We start from the raw sequence: 17,461 nt of genomic DNA on the forward strand, positions 1-17,461 counted from the left end.
AACTTATAAATGCCTTCACTTTTATTAACCTAAACGAGAACGTAAATATGCATTGATGAAACCATCTAATTCTCCGTCCATAACACCTTGAACGTTACCAGTTTCAAATCCTGTACGGTGATCTTTTACCATTGAATATGGATGGAATACATAAGAACGGATTTGTGATCCCCAGCCGATTTCTTTCTGCTCGCCACGAATCGCATCTAATTCAGCTTGTTGTTTTTCAATTTCAAGTTGATATAATTTTGCTTTTAACATGTTCATCGCTTTTTCACGGTTTTTAATTTGAGAGCGTTCTGCCTGACAAGATACTACAACGCCTGTTGGAATATGTGTAATTCGAACGGCAGAATCAGTTGTATTGATGTGCTGTCCACCCGCACCAGTTGCTCGATACGTATCAATTTTTAAATCTTCCGTACGAATATCAATTTCAATTTCATTATTGAATTCTGGCATTACTTCACACGAAACGAAAGATGTATGACGACGACCTGCAGAATCGAACGGTGAAATACGAACTAAACGGTGAACACCTTTTTCAGCTTTTAAATAGCCATAAGCATTATGTCCTTGAATTAATAACGTCACCGATTTTATCCCTGCTTCGTCCCCAGGTAAATAATCCATCGTTTCTACTTTGAAACCATGTTGCTCTGCCCAACGAGTATACATGCGTAGTAACATTGAGCCCCAATCTTGTGATTCTGTTCCACCAGCACCAGGGTGTAGCTCTAAAATAGCATTATTTTTATCATAAGGTTCACTTAATAACATTTGTAGTTCAAAAGCATCCATTTTCGTTTCAAACTCTTTCAATTCGTTACCAAGTTCCTCTTGTAATTCTTCATCTGGCTCTTCTTTTAAAAGCTCTAATGTCATTTCTAAATTTTCTTGTGTGGCAACAAGCTCATTGAATTCATTTACGATGGCTTTTAAACCATTTGCTTCATTAATAACCGTTTGGGCACCACTTTGATCATCCCAAAATCCTGGCATTAACATCATTTCATCCAACTCTTGGATTCGTGCCTCTTTGTTTTCTAAGTCAAAGAGACCCCCTGAAGTCCACCAATTTTTTGGCTGTAGTTTCTAACGAATTTCTCACTTCTGATAATTCAATCATATAAAATCCTCCGTACAATATTAAATTGAGAGAACCGTATCATCCCTTCGATGACTACGGTTCAATGACTTTCATTTTATAGTGGCGTTCCAATCTTTTGTGGACGGAAGGCTGGGCTATGTGGACGAATAACCTCGTTGAATGGGCAAAACCCTGTGATATCCGGACTAAAACTTCATCTGTATGGACGAAAAGCTAAGTCATCCGGACAATTCAACTGGTTAACTGCTTAAAATGCAAGCTCATGTGCACAAGTCAACTCGCCATCCGCACAAAACACCAGTCCAAGTGCACCACTCAAATCCCATCCCACAAAACGTGGATACACAAGCACAAATCTTTTCGAGATTCTCACAGGAATACCAGCTCTGATTCTACTCCTAATCTCGAACTAAACATAAACTAATCAACTAATCCTGCTGTGCACCGTGACAGTTTTTGTATTTCTTGCCGCTACCGCATGGACATGGATCATTACGTTTAATATCTTGTGTTTTACGAACAGGTTGCTTTTTCTTTGGTGCAGCTTCCTCTTTTGGATTTACTGCTTGCCCTTTTGCAACTTCTTCACGCTCTAGATTGTTGCGGATTTGTGCTTTCATTGCATATTTCGTTACGTCCTCACGAATTGATGCAACCATGTCCTCGAACATCGCAAATCCTTCTTGCTCGTATTCACGTAATGGGTCTGTTTGGCCATAAGCACGTAGGTGAATCCCTTGACGTAATTGATCCATTGCATCGATATGGTCGATCCATTTTGTATCAATTGAGCGAAGTAAAATTACTTTTTCAAATTCGCGCATACGTTCAGGTGTAAGTGCTTCTTCTTTTTCATCGTAACGTTTTTGCACTTCGCCGTAGATGAATTGAATCATTTCTTCTGGAGATTTACCTTCAAGATCACTTGCTTTAATTGCGCCTTCTTCTAATAAATTAGCTTGAATATAATCTTCTAGTGCTTTTAAATTCCAATCTTTTTTGTCGCCCTGTGTATGAACACCAACAATATTTTCAATTGATTCTTGGATCATATTTTCCACAAGCGCACGCATATTATCTGTTTCTAATACATCGCGACGTTCTTTATAAATAACTTCACGTTGTTGACGAAGTACATCGTCATATTGTAATAAACGTTTACGTGCATCGAAGTTGTTCCCCTCAACACGTTTTTGAGCAGACTCAACGGCTTTTGAAACCATACCTGACTGGATTGGTTGAGAATCATCCATACCTAATCGAGTCATCATTGCTTTCATTTTGTCTGAACCGAATCGACGCATTAAATCATCTTCTAAAGATAAATAGAATTGCGTAACACCTGGATCCCCTTGACGTCCAGAACGACCGCGCAACTGATTATCGATACGGCGTGATTCATGACGTTCTGTACCAATTACTGCTAAACCACCAAGTTCTAAAACACCTTCACCAAGTTTAATATCCGTACCACGGCCGGCCATATTTGTGGCAATTGTTACGGCACCGCGATTTCCTGCATTTGCGATGATTTCGGCTTCTCGTTCATGGTTTTTCGCATTTAACACATTATGTGGAATTTTATGTTTGTCTAATAACTGTGAAATAATTTCGGATGTTTCTATTGCAACAGTACCTACTAATACTGGCTGACCCTTTTTATGGCGCTCTGCAATATCCGCAGCTACCGCATTAAATTTACCGTTCATTGTAGCAAAGATTAAGTCTGGTCTGTCATCACGGGCAATTGGTTTGTTCGTTGGAATTACGACAACTTGCATATTGTAAATGTTACGGAACTCTTCTTCTTCCGTTTTTGCTGTACCTGTCATACCAGCAAGTTTTTCGTACATACGGAAATAGTTTTGGAATGTAATTGTCGCCATTGTCATCGATTCGTTTTGGATTTCGACACCTTCTTTTGCCTCAATTGCTTGGTGCAATCCATCTGAATAACGACGGCCTTTCATTAAACGTCCAGTAAAGCTATCAACAATAACAATTTCACCATCTTGAACGACATAATCGACATCGCGATGCATCGATACATGCGCTTTTAATGATTGGTTAATTGCATGTAATAAACGAACATGAGAAAGGTCAAATAGGTTATCAATGCCGAATGCTTTCTCTGCTTTTCCGATACCATTTTCAGTTAATGTAACACCTTTTGTTGTTTCATCATATGTGTAGTCTTCATCTGCTTTTAACATACGAACAAACATATTTGATTGAACATATAATTTCGCTGTTTTTCCAGCTTGACCAGAAATAATTAACGGCGTACGAGCTTCGTCAATTAAAATCGAGTCCACTTCATCGATTACGGCATAATGAAGAGGGCGTTGTACACGTTCTTCTTTATAAAGAACCATGTTATCACGCAAATAGTCGAAACCAAGTTCATTATTTGTACTGTATGTGATGTCAGCTGCATAAGCTTCACGTTTTTCTTCTTTTGATAAGCTGTTTAAATTTAGACCAACTGAAAGACCTAAGAAATTGTACAGTTCACCCATTTGAGAAGCATCTCGACTTGCAAGGTATTCGTTAACTGTTACAACGTGTACGCCTTTGCCAGTTATTGCATTTAAATAAACGGCCATTGTTGCAGTTAATGTTTTCCCTTCCCCTGTTTTCATTTCTGCAATGTTCCCATCATTTAACGTTGCAGCACCCATAATTTGAACACGGAAAGGATACATCCCAAGTACGCGGCGTGATGCTTCACGACAAACTGCAAATGCTTCAGGAAGTAACTGTTCAAGCGTTTCCCCATTTTGATAACGTTCTTTAAATTCAACAGTTTTCGCTTTTAGATTTTCATCACTAAGTTGTTCCATTTGAGAAGCAAGTGCTTCAACTTGGTCTGCAATTTTATTTAATTTTTTTATTTCTTTTTTATTCGGATCAAAAATTTTATTTAAAATGTTCGCCATGAATAATTTCACTTCCCATATAGTATCACTCTTCATTTTATCATTACCTATATATAGGTGCAAATTACCTTCTCATTTAAAACAGAGGAGGATGAATTTTCAGAATTGTTTGTGTACCTGGTACACGAAATATCTGAATTGTTTTTGTACCGGGTACACATTGTATATCAGTACCATTTGAACGAGAAAATATAGTACAATTAACAGGAAAATTACATTTTTTTAAGGAGAGATGGATTATATGGCAATTGAAGTGTATTTAATTTTTGATGGAAACTGTCGTGAAGCGGTAAATTTTTATGCAGATGTATTTAAAACAGAAGCACCACAAATTATGACGTTCGGTGATGGACCAGAAAATCCAGACTACCCTATCCCAGAGGAAGCAAAAAATTTAGTAATGCATACGAATATTAATGTAGAAGGCAGTAGATTAATGTTCTCAGACAATTGGCCAGGCTCTCCTTATGTTGTTGGTAACAACATTAGTGTCACTTTAGTAAGTAAAGATGAGGAATTTATTCGCTCTTCTTTCGAAGGTTTAAAACAAGGTGGTACAGTAAACATGGAGCTTCAAGAAACATTTTGGAGCAAATGCTACGGTGCAGTGAAGGACAAGTTTGGTGTGGAATGGCAAGTGAGTTTAGATAGCTGAGAACAGTGGTAAAAGATGCATCTGAAAGGTCATTTTGTGACGAGGACGATGACATATTGATGTGTTCACCGCATTAGCACCATTTTTAATAACTATGAAAAGGGATGTGTATCAACTTTCTACACATCCCTTTTCCATCCATCAAACAAGTTCTTCAATCCGTTCATTCAAAGCTTCCACTACAACTGGTGAGTTCCCTAAATAATCACAAATAATAAATTGGCAATCGTGATTTCCCGCTACCTTCTCTACCGTTTTTCGAATCCCTTCTATTAATATACCCGTGAACAAAAAGTAAGGGATAATAAACACTTTATCGACATTAATCGAATCAAGTGTTGCAATTTTATCCGAAAAATATGGTTCACACCCTGTTAAAAAGCTAACTTCAACTGGATGACTAATCTTCTCCGCAAGGTTATTAGCAATTTGTGATAAATCTTGCTTAACACGACTATTTGTTGACCCTCTCCCAACTAACACCACTTTCGACAGAGGAGTCACCTCTTGATTCGTTTGTTGCAATCGCTCAACCAACAAATCAATAAGTAAAGGATGAACCCCAATCGGCTCACCCATTTGAATTTCTAACTGAGGATAATGTTGTTTTGCTCTATTAATCTCTTCTGGAATATCAATCGTTGCATGATTTGCAGTTAATAACAATACCGGGATAGCACGAATTTTCGTTGCACCTTGTTCCACACATTGTTGAACACCTTGAAAAATCGTAGGCTCTGCTAATTCCAAAAAGCAGTGTTGCAGAATCCTTTCCTGCCGAACTTCTTTACACCTTTCCACAAAAGCCACCGCTTCATCACGTGCAGATTTTACACGACTTCCGTGGCAAATATAAAGAACTGCCTCCATTACATTCCACCAACTGCAAGCAATTCTTCATTCGTCTCGAACCAATTAAGTTGGTCACGCAATCGAACAACTTCCCCAACAACAATCATACTAGGATTTTTTATTTGTTTTCTTTTGGCAATCTCATAGATAGTTGCTAATGTACCTGTTACAGTATGTTGGTGATTGGTAGTCCCATAATGAATTAATGCAACTGGAGTATCTGCACTTTTTCCATTCTCGATTAATCGCTCACAAATATAATTCAAATTTTTCATTCCCATATAAATCGCTAGCGTATCAATACCATTTGCTAATGCTGCCCAATTTGTATTGTCCGGTTCTCCATTTTTGCGATGCCCCGTTACAACTGCAAAGGAAGAACTGTAATCACGATGGGTAACAGGGATTCCGGCATAAGCAGGAGAGGCAATACCCGATGTTATACCGGGTACAATCTCAAATGGAATTCCTGCGTCGCTACATGCTGCGGCTTCTTCGCCACCACGCCCGAAGATGAAGGGATCTCCACCTTTTAAGCGAGTAACTACTTTCCCTTGTTTTGCATACTTCACTAACGTTAAATTAATCGTATTCTGTTGCATCGTATGGCAATTTGGCAATTTTCCACACGAGATTAGCTCTGCTCCAGCCTTTGCATAACTTAATAACTCTTTATTTACTAATCTGTCATATAAAATAACGTCTGCCTGTTCGATACATTTTAGCCCTTTAACCGTAATTAGCTCTTCATCACCTGGCCCTGCACCAACGATATAGACAATTCCCATTACACTCCCTCCATTTCCGTTGCTTTAACTGATGATAATTTCACCTTTTGTTTCGACACAGTTTGATACGTTGCATATAGTGCAAAACCAGTAAAAATGAATCCACCTAGTATATTTCCGATTAGGACAGGTATTTGATTCCAAATCCACCAATCTGCAAAACTCACATCTGCCCCAAGAAGCATACCAGCTGGGATAACAAACATATTTACAACGGCGTGTTCAAAACCTTGGGCAAAGAAAATTAAAATCGGGAGCCACATGCTAACAACTTTTCCAATAGTAGATTGGGAAGTCATAGCCATTACTGCACCTAGACATACCATCCAGTTACAAAGAATTGCTTTAACGATAACCACTACAAAGCCAGAACTACCTAACGCTTGATAAGCTAGTGTTTTTGCTTCAGCAACGTTAATAAGTTTCTGAATCATTACATGATCTGTTGTTTGGCCAAAATTTGTTATCGCGATTACATAAAGTAAGGCATAGAAGAACGCACCGATTAGATGGCCGATAATTACCCAAATCCAGTTTTTAAGAAGTTCTGCCATTGTTGCTTTTTTCTCTAGTACTGCTAAAGGAATAAGAGCAAAGTTCCCTGTTACTAATTCAAGTCCTAGAAGGATAATAATGACAAAAGCAGCTGGGAAAAGGACGGCACCTACAATCCCTAGTCCTGTTTGCATTTCTGCATTAAAGGCTAGCGTTGTCCCAAAACCAAGTAACGCTCCTGAAAGTATTCCACGAATGACTAAATCTTTAATTGATAGTTTTGCTTTATCTGCCCCTGCTTGGATCATGCTTTCTACTACTTGCTTCGGTTTAATATAATCCATGTACATCCTCCTCGTTTGCTGCTGTTTGACTCCATCACTAAAACACTATATATACATCGTCACCTTCAACTTCTACTTTGTATGTGTTGACGCAGCCATGATCTGGTTCCTGCACTTTACCTGTCGTTACATCAATTTTCCAATCGTGCATCGGGCAAAATACATGTTGGCCACTAACCATTCCTTCTACTAATACTCCTCCGCGATGTGGACAGCGATTTTCAATTGCATAAAACTCACCATTTTTAAGTCGGAATAAGGCAATTTCAACATCACCAACTTGGACGGTTTTTCCAAAATCCTTTGCCACTTCATCTACTCGCAACACCTTAACTCGCTCAACGACATGTTTCATATGCAATCCCTCCAAAATTTATTGTTGTACAACTACTTTTTCAAACAACTCAGTTCTTAACTTATCGCTATTGATAATTTTCTTCCAAGGCTCTTCATGAACTTTTAATGCTAAATCTAAACGAGCATACAGTTCTCTTCGTTCTTTTGGATTTTCAATAACAGCTTTGATGTTTTCAAGCCCCATACGTTCTAGCCATTTTGAAGTTCTTTCCATATAAATACCTGTTTCGCGATAATATTGGAAATACGCACATGCATATTCGATAACTTCTTCTGCCGTTTTAACTTTTCCAAGAAGATCAGCTGCACGAAGGTGTGTACCACCATTACCACCAACATACATTTCCCAACCGCCATCTACTCCTACTACACCAAAGTCTTTAATTCCTGATTCAGCACAATTTCGTGGACAAGCAGATACAGCCATTTTAAATTTGTGTGGAGTACCAACACGTTCTAACTTTTTCTCTAAAGCTATTCCGAGACTCATAGAATCTTGCGTTCCGAATCGACAGAATGTTTCACCAACACAAGTTTTAACGGTACGAAGAGTTTTTCCATAAGCATAACCAGATGGCATATCAAGTTCTTCCCAAACTTTAGGTAAATCCTGTTTTTCGATCCCAAAAATATCGATTCGTTGTCCACCTGTTACTTTTAATAATCTCGCATTATATTTTTCTGCAACATCCGCAATTTTTCGAAGTTGTTCTGGTGTTGTCACGCCTCCGTACATACGAGGAACAACGCCAAAGGAACCATCTTTTTGAATGTTTGCATGTAATCGTTCATTTACAAAACGTGATTCATTTTCATCCTCATATTCAAGTGGATGAACCATTCCGATATAATAATTCAATGCAGGGCGACATTTTGAACATCCATCTGAAGTATTCCAACCAAGCACATGCATTACTTCACGAGTAGTCATGAGATGTTTTTCACGAATCTCTTCGACCACTTCATCACGAGAAAGTGTTGTACAACCACATAATGTTTCTTTTTGAGCACTCGCATCAAAGTTATCGCCTAATGTCACTTCTAACAGTTCTGAAACTAATGATTTACAGCCGCCACATGATCTTGTTGCACTTGTACAAGATTTAATGCCATCCACTGTTGTACAACCTTTTTCATGAATCGCTTGTACAATCGTTCCTTTTGATACACCGTTACAACCACAAATAATTTCGTCTGCACTCATGGAAGCAACTAAACTCTCACCCGTTTCGCCGCCTATTGGTTGTAAAATGCTTACTTTTGTTGTATCTGAAACATCAGCCTGTTTTTTAATTAGGGATAATAAGCGGTTACTATCGCGACTATCTCCAAATAGAACTGCACCTACAAGCTTTTGACCGTTAAACACTAATTTTTTATAGACACCATCTTGATCATCGAATACGCTTAAAGCCTTTTTCTCTCCACCCTCGATGTATTCACCTGCCGAGAAGACTTCAACACCAGAAACTTTCAATTGAGTAGAAACAATCGAACCATTATAAGGTGCAGTTTCTACATCACAAATCGCATTTGCAAGGACTTTCGCTTGTTCGAAAAGTGGTGCTACTAAACCATAGGCAACTCCATTATGTTCTGCACATTCACCAACTGCATAAATATGAGGGATATCCGTTTGTAAATAATCATTTACGACAATTCCACGGTTTACATGAATTCCTGATTCAATGGCTAGTTCTACATTTGGCTTAATTCCAACGGCCATAATCACAAAATCGCAAGCTAACTCTTCACCATCCGAAAAACGCAAACCTTCTACTCGTTTTTTACCAAGTATTTTCTTTGTATTTTTCTTAAGTAAAAACTTCATTCCTTGGCGTTCCAGTTCTTCTTTCAAAAGGTTAGCCGCTGTTTGATCCAATTGGCGATCCATTAAGCTCTCTCCTAAATGAACAACCGTTACATCCATTCCAAGATTTAATAATCCACGAGCCGCCTCTAAACCAAGCAATCCTCCACCAATAACTGCTGCTTTTCGATAAGTTTTCGAAGCTTTTAACATAGCATCTGTATCTTGAATATTACGAAAGCCAGTTACTCCTTCTTTATCTGCACCAGGAATCGGTAAGATGAAAGGTCTAGAACCGGTTGCTAAAATTAATTCATCATACGGAAGCTTTAACCCAGAACGAGTCATCACCAATTGTTTATCTGAATCAATTTTCGTTACTTCTTCATTCGTATACAATTGAATATCATTTTCTTGGTACCATGCCCAATCATTTAATGTAATATCTTCTAACGTAGTATCTCCTTGCAATACTTTCGATAGTTGAATTCGGTTATAATTCGGGTAAGGTTCATCACCAATAATTGTAATTTCAAACTTCTCTTTGGAGACATTTAATATTTCTTCAATTGTCTTTACACCAGCCATACCATTTCCTACTAGAACCAATTTCTTTTTTTCCATACAACTTCCCCCTCGCATTGCCACAATTTCGAAAAAAATGAAAAATCAAAACTTTATATGTCAGATAATATAACATCAAAGAAGTATATGTAAAGCATATTTTTTTACAAAAACTCTCGGAAACCGCTTGCAATGTAATGTTTTCTAACATAAAAAAATTTCGAACAAAAAACCCTTCACAATTCAATTTACGAATTGTAAAGGGTAACTTCATCTTCACCATATTTTTTAAAAGCACGATGATCAATCATGCCCGCGACCTTTTCAAAGGGAATTGCAAAGCGAATTCCAGCTGTTACAAATTTCTTTGCTTGAATAACAGACTCCTTCATTGACAATCCATTCGCAAGTCCTGCTGTAATCGCAGCAGAATAGGAACATCCAGCACCATTTGTATGAATCGTATCAATTCGAGGAGCTTCAAGAAGCATCATTGTATTCCCGTCGTACAACACATCAACCGCCGCATCTTCCAAACGACCACCTTTAACTATAATATACTGCGGACCTAATTCGAATAAAGCTCTTGCTGCTTCTTTTAATTGAGCTAATGAATTTATCTCCGCACCACCTAATAGGTATGAGGCTTCTGGCATATTTGGTGTAATAATTTTTGCCTGAGGAATAAGTTTCGTTTTCAAAGTATCCATTGCATCAAAATCAAGTAACGCTGAACCAACTTTCCCAAACATCACAGGATCCACCACAATATGTTGAATCGCTGTTGATTGAAGCCAATTTGCGACAAACTCGATTATCTCCTTAGAAAAAAGCATCCCAGTTTTTAAGGCTGCAATATCTCCTTGCTCATAAATTGTTGAAAGCTGAGCTTCGATGACTTCTAATGGCTGAATGAATATTCCTTGTTTCGTTTCAGGATGTGTAGCTACCATTGCGGTAATAGCTGACATGCCGAATACACCAAGCTCTTGAAAGGTTTTTAAATCTGCTTGTATACCCGCACCACCCCGAGCAGCTGACCCAGCAATGGTACATACTTTTGCTATTGTCATTTCTAAACTCCTTCTAATTTCGACTATTGGCAATCATTGCTCCTATCATATAAGAAATCATATGTCCCATATAAATGGCAGAAATGAGCCAAAAAGCAGTCATGGATTTGAAAACAACGAGAGATAAAAACCACGCTACAAAAATAACTCCTAGAGAACCCATCCAACTATATGAACGCGCTAGATGATCATTATAAACAAATCGCTCATCATATTGCTTTTTCTTTTTCATCATTCGGCGTGTGAAATAAAAAGAACCTACAATAATCGAAGCTAACATTAGCCAAAACAACACAGCAATAATCGGATTATCCATTTTCATTTCCCTCCTCAAATATAAATACATCTTCAATACGACACATAAACACACGAGAAATTTTATACGCCAAAATGAGCGATGGATTGTACCTGCCTTTTTCTAAAGAAATAATCGTTTGCCTAGAGACTTCAAGCTTTTCCGCTAGTTCATCCTGGGTCAAATCATAAACGAGCCGTAAATCTTTTATCCGGTTACGCAACTCTTTCACCACCAAATGTAAAGTTAACTTTACGTAAAGTATACTTTACATTATATTGGAATGTCAAGGACGCTTTATATTAGTACCCGGTACGAAAACCCATTCATATACTAGTGTAAATTGCGAAGGAAGAAGGTTTGAAATGGGGAAAGAAACCTCGAAACTGACCACTTATAGTTTATTAGCTCTGCTCATTGTCATTTGGGGCGTGAGCTGGCCTATCTATAAAAATGGTGTGAATTTTATGCCTCCACTGTACTTTGCAGGAGTGCGGGCCTTTTTAGGGGGAATTATTTTATTCATCATTGCATGGAAAAATCGCCATATCCTGCAATTTAAACAAAACTGGGTTTATTACATCATTTCTGCCATTTTGAACATCGTATTATATTTAGGGATTCAAACAGTAGGACTAATCTATTTACCTGGTGGACTATTTTCTGTTCTTGTTTATTTTCAACCTGTGATCCTTGGTCTGTTAGCATGGTGGTGGCTTGGCGAACCAATGACAGTATGGAAAATCCTCGGGTTAATCATTGGATTTACTGGGATTGTTCTCGTGAGTATTGACGGCCTAATGATCCATTTATCAGCAATCGGAGTCATGTTAGCTCTGGGTACGGCACTCAGTTGGGCAATTGGCGTTGTCTATGTAAAGAAAAACCGTCACAACGTGGATCCTTATTGGATGGTCGTAATGCAACTTGTGATAGGTGGCGCAGTTTTATTAACAGGTGGATTCATGATGGAAGACGTGAGTGATATCGTTTGGAATACAGATTTAATCTTTAGTTTAATATGGGGAACAACCGCTGGAATGGCGGCCGCGCAAGTGATTTATTATAAATTGATGAATGAAGGGGAAGCAAGCAAAGTCGGAGCATTTACATTTTTAGTGCCGATTCTAGCTGTATTTGTCAGTGCAATCTTCCTGGATGAACAAATTACGATTAATTTATTTATTGGGATGTTACTTGTAGGTGTGAGTATTTATTTAGTGACGATAAATAAAAGGCCATTTGAAAAATCACCATGAACCGACATTTTGTAACTACTAATGTAGTAAAGGCCCCAAATATTGCATTTGGGGCAGTTTTCTTATGCTTTCGGTCTTCCACTCCACGAGAAATTAGTCCACATTCGTAACAAGACTTCTAGTGGGCCGCGCTTGAATTTCTTTAAATACAATGTGCTTAGAATACATTGCAAGATATAAATAACAATGCCAAGTAGAACACCCATTGCAACACCAAGTTGACCGAACAAACCGAATCCATAACCATAAAATACAAAAGTACAAATCACGGTTTGTAAAATATAGTTTGATAGAGACAACTTCCCTACATTTTCAAAGACCGAACGAATTCGTACAAAGAAATTCGTTTCATAGAGTAATGCAAAGAGACTAATATAACCAATAGACAATAACATAGAGCCGCCCATTGATAGGACCCCTGCCCAATCATTTTTCAATAGACCTAGCGCCTTACATATCAGCCCAATTGGTACAAAAATAGAACCTCGTACATACCACTTTCGTTCAGTTACCAAATTTTCAAATGCACCTAATTTTGCAACGCCCATTCCAAATAAAAACATAGGGATGTAAATGAAAGGTGCGACGATTAATAGAATTATTATAAAAATAGGATCCTCAAACCCCGGAGGCATGACATCGTTACGGAATTCATAAATCTCCCGATAAGTGCCATTTCCATATGTATCATATGCCAGCTCATTATATTCCTTCATTTCCTGCTCTTCTTTTGTTGTCGAATCCACTTGGCCATAGCCTAAAGCAGTTGTTAAAACAAAGAGAATAGTCGCCCAAATGAAAAGTGTTTTCGGTTTGCGATTAATAAAAGGTAATAAAACAATCATAATACTTCCATAAAATAATAGAATATCTCCATCCCATAAGTATGTCGCATGGAGAAAGCCAAGAAGGATTAATCCAGTGCTTCGGCGTAGTATTGACCAGCGACTTTTCTTGCCCTTGTTTCGAATGGATTCTACTAATTTAATGAAAGAATAGCCAAATACAAACGTAAAAATGGGCATGGCAGAACCTTCTACGGCAACTTTAACAAACTTGAGTGCCGCTTCATTTAAAAAAGAAGTTGTTTCGATATCATCTTTTCCGTACATCCCATATTGGAAGATGAGAAGATTCGCAAGTAAAATCCCAAGCAAACTAAATCCCCTTAAACCATCAATAAATGATATTCTTTTTGAATGCATGTTTAACTCCTAATCACTTAATATTTCCATTTTATTCTAACATAATAATTACGTGATAATGAATACTGCCTCGCATTACTAAGTGTATTTTCTATTTAAATGGAATATGAAACCATGAAAAAAGCCCCCGATTTCTCGGGAGCTCCAAACCTTAATTTGTTTCAATTAATCCATATTTACCATCACGACGTTTATATACGATGTTTGTATTGTTTGAATCTGCATCTGTATATACGTAGAAATCATGACCTAAAAGATTCATTTGAAGAATTGCTTCTTCTTGATCCATTGGTTTAAGGTCAAATTGTTTTGTACGTACAATTGTAAACTCATCTTCCTCAACTGGGCTAGGAGTTGTACCTGCCACTTCTTGAGCAAAGTATACGCCTACTCCTTCACGTTCACGGAATTTGCGGTTTACTTTTGTTTTATGTTTACGGATTTGACGCTCTAATTTATCGACAATCAAATCAATTGCTGCATACATATCATCATGACGTTCTTCTGCACGGAGAGTGACGTTTCTCATTGGAATTGTCACTTCTACTTTTGTTTGTTTATCGTTATAAACTTTTAAATTTACGTTAGCGTTCGCACTAACACCTTCGCTGAAATATCGCTCAACTTTCTCGATTTTGTTCTCAACGTATTCGCGAATCGCTGGAGTTACCTCAATGTTTTCACCACGAATGTTAAAGTTTAGCATGTAAACTCCTCCTTTAGTTCCACCTATGTAATATATATTCTCCATAGGTCTTAAAAAATCCTACCGCTAAAGAGAATCTTTTTCATATTTCGACAATTTCATTCACAAAAAATTAATATTTTCTATGTTTAGATTGTAAAACCTCTTTTTTGCGGCGCCGTTTCATTTCACTAATAATTAGTTCATCTACATCTTCTTGTACAGTGAGGACAACACCACATTGGAAGCCAGCTCCTAAAGGCTTACTCCACACAATGTCACCTATTGCTCGGATTGTTGTAACGTCAAGAACGAACTGAATTTCAACTTGTAATGAAGGATCATTTAAATATTTCTCTATTTCTGGTCCACAAAATAACTTCATGCCTCGTGGACTAATATCTAATATTTTCCCATTATATTTTTCAATATTAACTGGCTTATCATTTATGTATATTCCATAAGTTGCTTCGATAGGTTCATTGAAGACGAAACGAAAGCCTTCTTTCCTTTTAAAGTTCATATTGTTCCTCCTAAACAATTCATATTAAACTTCGTTGTTTATTTGAAGGTTTCTATACGCTCTTTATAACATGTTTTCTATTTAAATAATAGTAATTTTTGTAAAAATTACCTTTTTTAAAACAAAATGTCCCGTATTAACTTTGTAACTTTTAACTTTATTATCTTAAAATCTGTAGAACTTGTTGAGATGATTGATTTGATTGGGCAAATACTATTTGTGATACTTCCGACAAAATAGTATATCTTATTTTTGACATTAGTTCTTTCGTCATATCTGTATCACGAATTCGCGATTCGGCATTTTGAATATTTAAGCTATAATTTGTTGAATTATTATAAATATGATTAAGTGAATTTTCATAAACGCCAAATTTCGCTCTTTCATCAGATATCATTTGTATAGCAATATCAAGTTGACTTATAGCCTCAGATGCTTTTTCCTGTATTACAACGCTTAAATTATCAATTCTTAAAGCTTTTGTTGTTGCATCTGTTAACTCCACAAAGAACCTATCTCCTTCATTTGGTCCAACTTGTAAAATGAAAGCATTAATTAAATCCTTAGAAGCGACTTGTTCTTCCGTTGTTTTTTCCTCATTTTTAAATTCATTCTCTTTTTCGGGAGTATTAGGAGCAGGTCCAGTTATGTAAATACCAGTTGAAGTGACTGTTTGAAGGCCAACAGCTATCCATTGATCATTTCCTATATATGTAGCATCATTAAGATAGTTTGTCCATCGATCCATTAAACCTTTCGTCCATGTTTGACCATCTTTTGAACTATATGTACTCTTTTCCCATGCTTGCAGAACAAACTCATTTCCATTCCATGAGACATTAAGTACTCTATCAGAAAGTGATCCACCCACAAAATCTGCTTTCTCCCAAGTAATTCCGTCTATTGAACTTTTCACATTGCTTTGTAAAAGACTACCACCAATTACATACTTTCCATTTCCCCATGCAACACTATATATTTCTCCTGCAAAGGAATTAAAATCCCAATCAACACCATTCTTTGAAGTGCCTGTAACTAGTCGACCAACTGCCATAAATTCATCTCGTTCTTCATTCCATATAACACTGTTAAATCTAGAATTACCTTTTATATCTACTTGTGTCCAACTTTTTAAATCTGTGGATGTATACATAATCCCTTTTAGATTATCATTAGTCATCGAGCCAACAGCAACATATTTTTCTCCATTAAAAGTAAATTGGACAAAATTAGTATTATCTATAGCTTCAGATTGTTGAACCCAATTAATTCCATCAACTGATGTATATGTTTCACCATTTTTACTTAAGGCTACAAAATTGTTATTTTCACTTATCCACTGTACATCATTAAGTTGAGCAATGTTTGTTTTAACATTACCATCAACATCATAAAAAACAGCGTCTGCGTACCAGTTCGTACCATCATATCGTATAATCTTATTATTTCCACCAGCAATAACAGCTTGAGCCCCATTCCATGCTACAGCTTGATAGTTTCCAGAATCGTTTAAGCCTGTATGTTCAGGGAGAACAGCATACCAATATTTTCTCTCAATTGTATTTGTAGGCGAACTAGGATCAATTGGTGAGATTTGAGCAGTTGCATCAGTTTCAATGTATTGTTTATAGCTATCATCCCCTTTAGGTACATTTAATAATTTTATTTCATTAAATTCTGTTTGGTTTGCAATATAATCAATATCTTGAATTAATTGATCTACTTCATATTGAATTAAAGTTCGATCATTCTCAGTTAAAGTATCATTAGCAGCATATACACTTAATTCTCGTAAACGTTGAAGATGTGCATGAATCTCATTTAAGCCACCTTAGCGACATTCACGAGTGATACACCGTCTTGGATGTTTCGCTGCGCTTGAAAAAGTCCACGAATTTGCCCTCTCATTTTTTCAGAAATTGCTAGCCCTGCAGCATCATCTGCAGCTTTACTAATTTTCAAACCACTCGACAATTTCTCAGTAGAAGAACTCAACCCTTTATTATTTTTCTCTAATTGATTTATAGAATTTAAAGCAACAACGTTGTGAACTATCCTCATTAAATCTCCTCACAAGCATAAAATATAATTTTACCTCTTAAATAATTCGCTCGAGCCATTAGTGTTTTTATTAAAGTAGTAAATAATACTAATATAATTAGTTTTAAAGTTATATTTTAAAAATTTATATAAATAAAAAAGACCTAATCTAATTATTATAAAAGAACTAACCGAATTTATTTATTAATATAATATAACAAATTGGGTATTACTGTAAAACAAAAATTTCTTAATAATCTACATCACCTGATAGTAAAATGGGAGTTTGTAAAGTGAGAAAGTGAACAAAACACTTGTGAGATCAGGATATAAATGTCAACGTTTATATGTACATTTATGCTTGTTTAAGGGTGTACAAAATTACTCGTTTACTGGTTCGAGGTGTTGCTTAAGACGGTACGAATCACCAGTAATAGTTACGACACTTGCGTGATGTAAAATGCGA

16 protein-coding genes and 1 pseudogene are annotated in these 17,461 nt (G+C 36.8%); 2 read left to right on the forward strand and 15 right to left on the reverse strand.

Annotated elements, in window-relative coordinates; genetic code table 11:
- Nucleotides 1–24: 24 nt before the first annotated feature.
- A protein-coding gene (gene prfB / locus D8M03_RS06255) for a peptide chain release factor 2 (RefSeq protein WP_121213939.1) occupies nucleotides 25–1,126 on the reverse strand; the annotation gives its coding sequence in 2 pieces (ribosomal slippage) (nucleotides 25–1,053 and nucleotides 1,055–1,126; 1,101 coding nt in all).
- 413 nt (nucleotides 1,127–1,539) lie between these two features.
- Nucleotides 1,540–4,050: a preprotein translocase subunit SecA gene (gene secA / locus D8M03_RS06260; protein WP_121213924.1), complete on the reverse strand. Its 2,511-nt coding sequence runs from the start codon at nucleotides 4,048–4,050 to the stop codon at nucleotides 1,540–1,542.
- A 241-nt stretch (nucleotides 4,051–4,291) separates the two neighbouring features.
- Between secA and D8M03_RS06265 the strand changes: the two genes are divergently transcribed.
- Nucleotides 4,292–4,705 carry a VOC family protein gene (locus D8M03_RS06265; RefSeq protein ID WP_121213925.1) on the forward strand — a complete coding sequence of 138 codons (414 nt, stop codon included), beginning with the start codon at nucleotides 4,292–4,294 and terminating at the stop codon, nucleotides 4,703–4,705.
- Between the two features lie 141 nt (nucleotides 4,706–4,846).
- Here D8M03_RS06265 and D8M03_RS06270 read toward each other — a convergent pair whose 3' ends face one another.
- The 8 genes from D8M03_RS06270 to D8M03_RS06305 all read right to left on the reverse strand — a co-directional run bounded on the left by D8M03_RS06270 (nucleotide 4,847) and on the right by D8M03_RS06305 (nucleotide 11,506).
- Nucleotides 4,847–5,575, reverse strand: coding sequence for a sirohydrochlorin chelatase (locus tag D8M03_RS06270; RefSeq protein WP_121213926.1), 729 nt, complete (start codon nucleotides 5,573–5,575; stop codon nucleotides 4,847–4,849).
- Nucleotides 5,575–6,345, reverse strand: a complete 771-nt coding sequence (gene cobA, locus D8M03_RS06275; protein ID WP_121213927.1) for a uroporphyrinogen-III C-methyltransferase — start codon at nucleotides 6,343–6,345, stop codon at nucleotides 5,575–5,577. Before cobA ends, D8M03_RS06270 begins: the two co-directional genes overlap by 1 nt.
- The gene (locus D8M03_RS06280; RefSeq protein WP_121213928.1) at nucleotides 6,345–7,184 is read right to left on the reverse strand and encodes a formate/nitrite transporter family protein; all 840 of its coding nucleotides are present in this window, start codon (nucleotides 7,182–7,184) and stop codon (nucleotides 6,345–6,347) included. The genes cobA and D8M03_RS06280 overlap by 1 nt, the downstream gene beginning before the upstream one ends.
- Nucleotides 7,185–7,221: 37 nt before the next feature.
- Nucleotides 7,222–7,539, reverse strand: coding sequence for a nitrite reductase small subunit NirD (nirD, locus tag D8M03_RS06285; RefSeq protein WP_121213929.1), 318 nt, complete (start codon nucleotides 7,537–7,539; stop codon nucleotides 7,222–7,224).
- An 18-nt stretch (nucleotides 7,540–7,557) separates the two neighbouring features.
- Complete coding sequence (gene nirB / locus D8M03_RS06290) at nucleotides 7,558–9,975, reverse strand: nitrite reductase large subunit NirB (RefSeq protein ID WP_121213930.1); 2,418 nt, start codon at nucleotides 9,973–9,975, stop codon at nucleotides 7,558–7,560.
- A 188-nt stretch (nucleotides 9,976–10,163) separates the two neighbouring features.
- The gene (gene thiD, locus D8M03_RS06295; protein ID WP_121213931.1) at nucleotides 10,164–10,988 is read right to left on the reverse strand and encodes a bifunctional hydroxymethylpyrimidine kinase/phosphomethylpyrimidine kinase; all 825 of its coding nucleotides are present in this window, start codon (nucleotides 10,986–10,988) and stop codon (nucleotides 10,164–10,166) included.
- A gap of 13 nt (nucleotides 10,989–11,001) precedes the next feature.
- On the reverse strand, nucleotides 11,002–11,304 hold the full coding sequence (locus D8M03_RS06300; RefSeq protein WP_121213932.1) for a hypothetical protein: 303 nt from the start codon (nucleotides 11,302–11,304) through the stop codon (nucleotides 11,002–11,004).
- The gene (locus tag D8M03_RS06305) at nucleotides 11,297–11,506 is read right to left on the reverse strand and encodes a helix-turn-helix transcriptional regulator (protein ID WP_097072350.1); all 210 of its coding nucleotides are present in this window, start codon (nucleotides 11,504–11,506) and stop codon (nucleotides 11,297–11,299) included. The genes D8M03_RS06300 and D8M03_RS06305 overlap by 8 nt, the downstream gene beginning before the upstream one ends.
- Nucleotides 11,507–11,648: 142 nt before the next feature.
- On the opposite strand from D8M03_RS06305, the gene D8M03_RS06310 reads away from it, so the two are divergent.
- Nucleotides 11,649–12,542, forward strand: a complete 894-nt coding sequence (locus D8M03_RS06310) for a DMT family transporter (RefSeq protein WP_121213933.1) — start codon at nucleotides 11,649–11,651, stop codon at nucleotides 12,540–12,542.
- 62 nt (nucleotides 12,543–12,604) lie between these two features.
- On the opposite strand, the gene D8M03_RS06315 is transcribed toward D8M03_RS06310, so the two are convergent.
- The 5 genes and pseudogenes from D8M03_RS06315 to D8M03_RS06335 all read right to left on the reverse strand — a co-directional run.
- Complete coding sequence (locus D8M03_RS06315; RefSeq protein WP_121213934.1) at nucleotides 12,605–13,747, reverse strand: DUF418 domain-containing protein; 1,143 nt, start codon at nucleotides 13,745–13,747, stop codon at nucleotides 12,605–12,607.
- A 151-nt stretch (nucleotides 13,748–13,898) separates the two neighbouring features.
- Nucleotides 13,899–14,453: a ribosome hibernation-promoting factor, HPF/YfiA family gene (hpf, locus tag D8M03_RS06320; protein WP_121213935.1), complete on the reverse strand. Its 555-nt coding sequence runs from the start codon at nucleotides 14,451–14,453 to the stop codon at nucleotides 13,899–13,901.
- Between the two features lie 112 nt (nucleotides 14,454–14,565).
- A complete protein-coding gene (locus D8M03_RS06325) occupies nucleotides 14,566–14,955 on the reverse strand; it encodes a PilZ domain-containing protein (RefSeq protein ID WP_121213936.1) in 390 nt (129 codons plus the stop codon).
- Nucleotides 14,956–15,115: 160 nt separating this feature from the next.
- Nucleotides 15,116–16,135 carry a flagellin gene (locus tag D8M03_RS06330; RefSeq protein WP_121213940.1) on the reverse strand — a complete coding sequence of 340 codons (1,020 nt, stop codon included), beginning with the start codon at nucleotides 16,133–16,135 and terminating at the stop codon, nucleotides 15,116–15,118.
- A gap of 531 nt (nucleotides 16,136–16,666) precedes the next feature.
- Nucleotides 16,667–17,016: pseudogene (locus tag D8M03_RS06335) on the reverse strand (flagellin N-terminal helical domain-containing protein); the annotation flags it as partial.
- Nucleotides 17,017–17,461: the final 445 nt, after the last annotated feature.

This window comes from Ureibacillus endophyticus, from assembly GCF_003628435.1.
Classification (GTDB): domain Bacteria; phylum Bacillota; class Bacilli; order Bacillales_A; family Planococcaceae; genus Ureibacillus; species Ureibacillus endophyticus.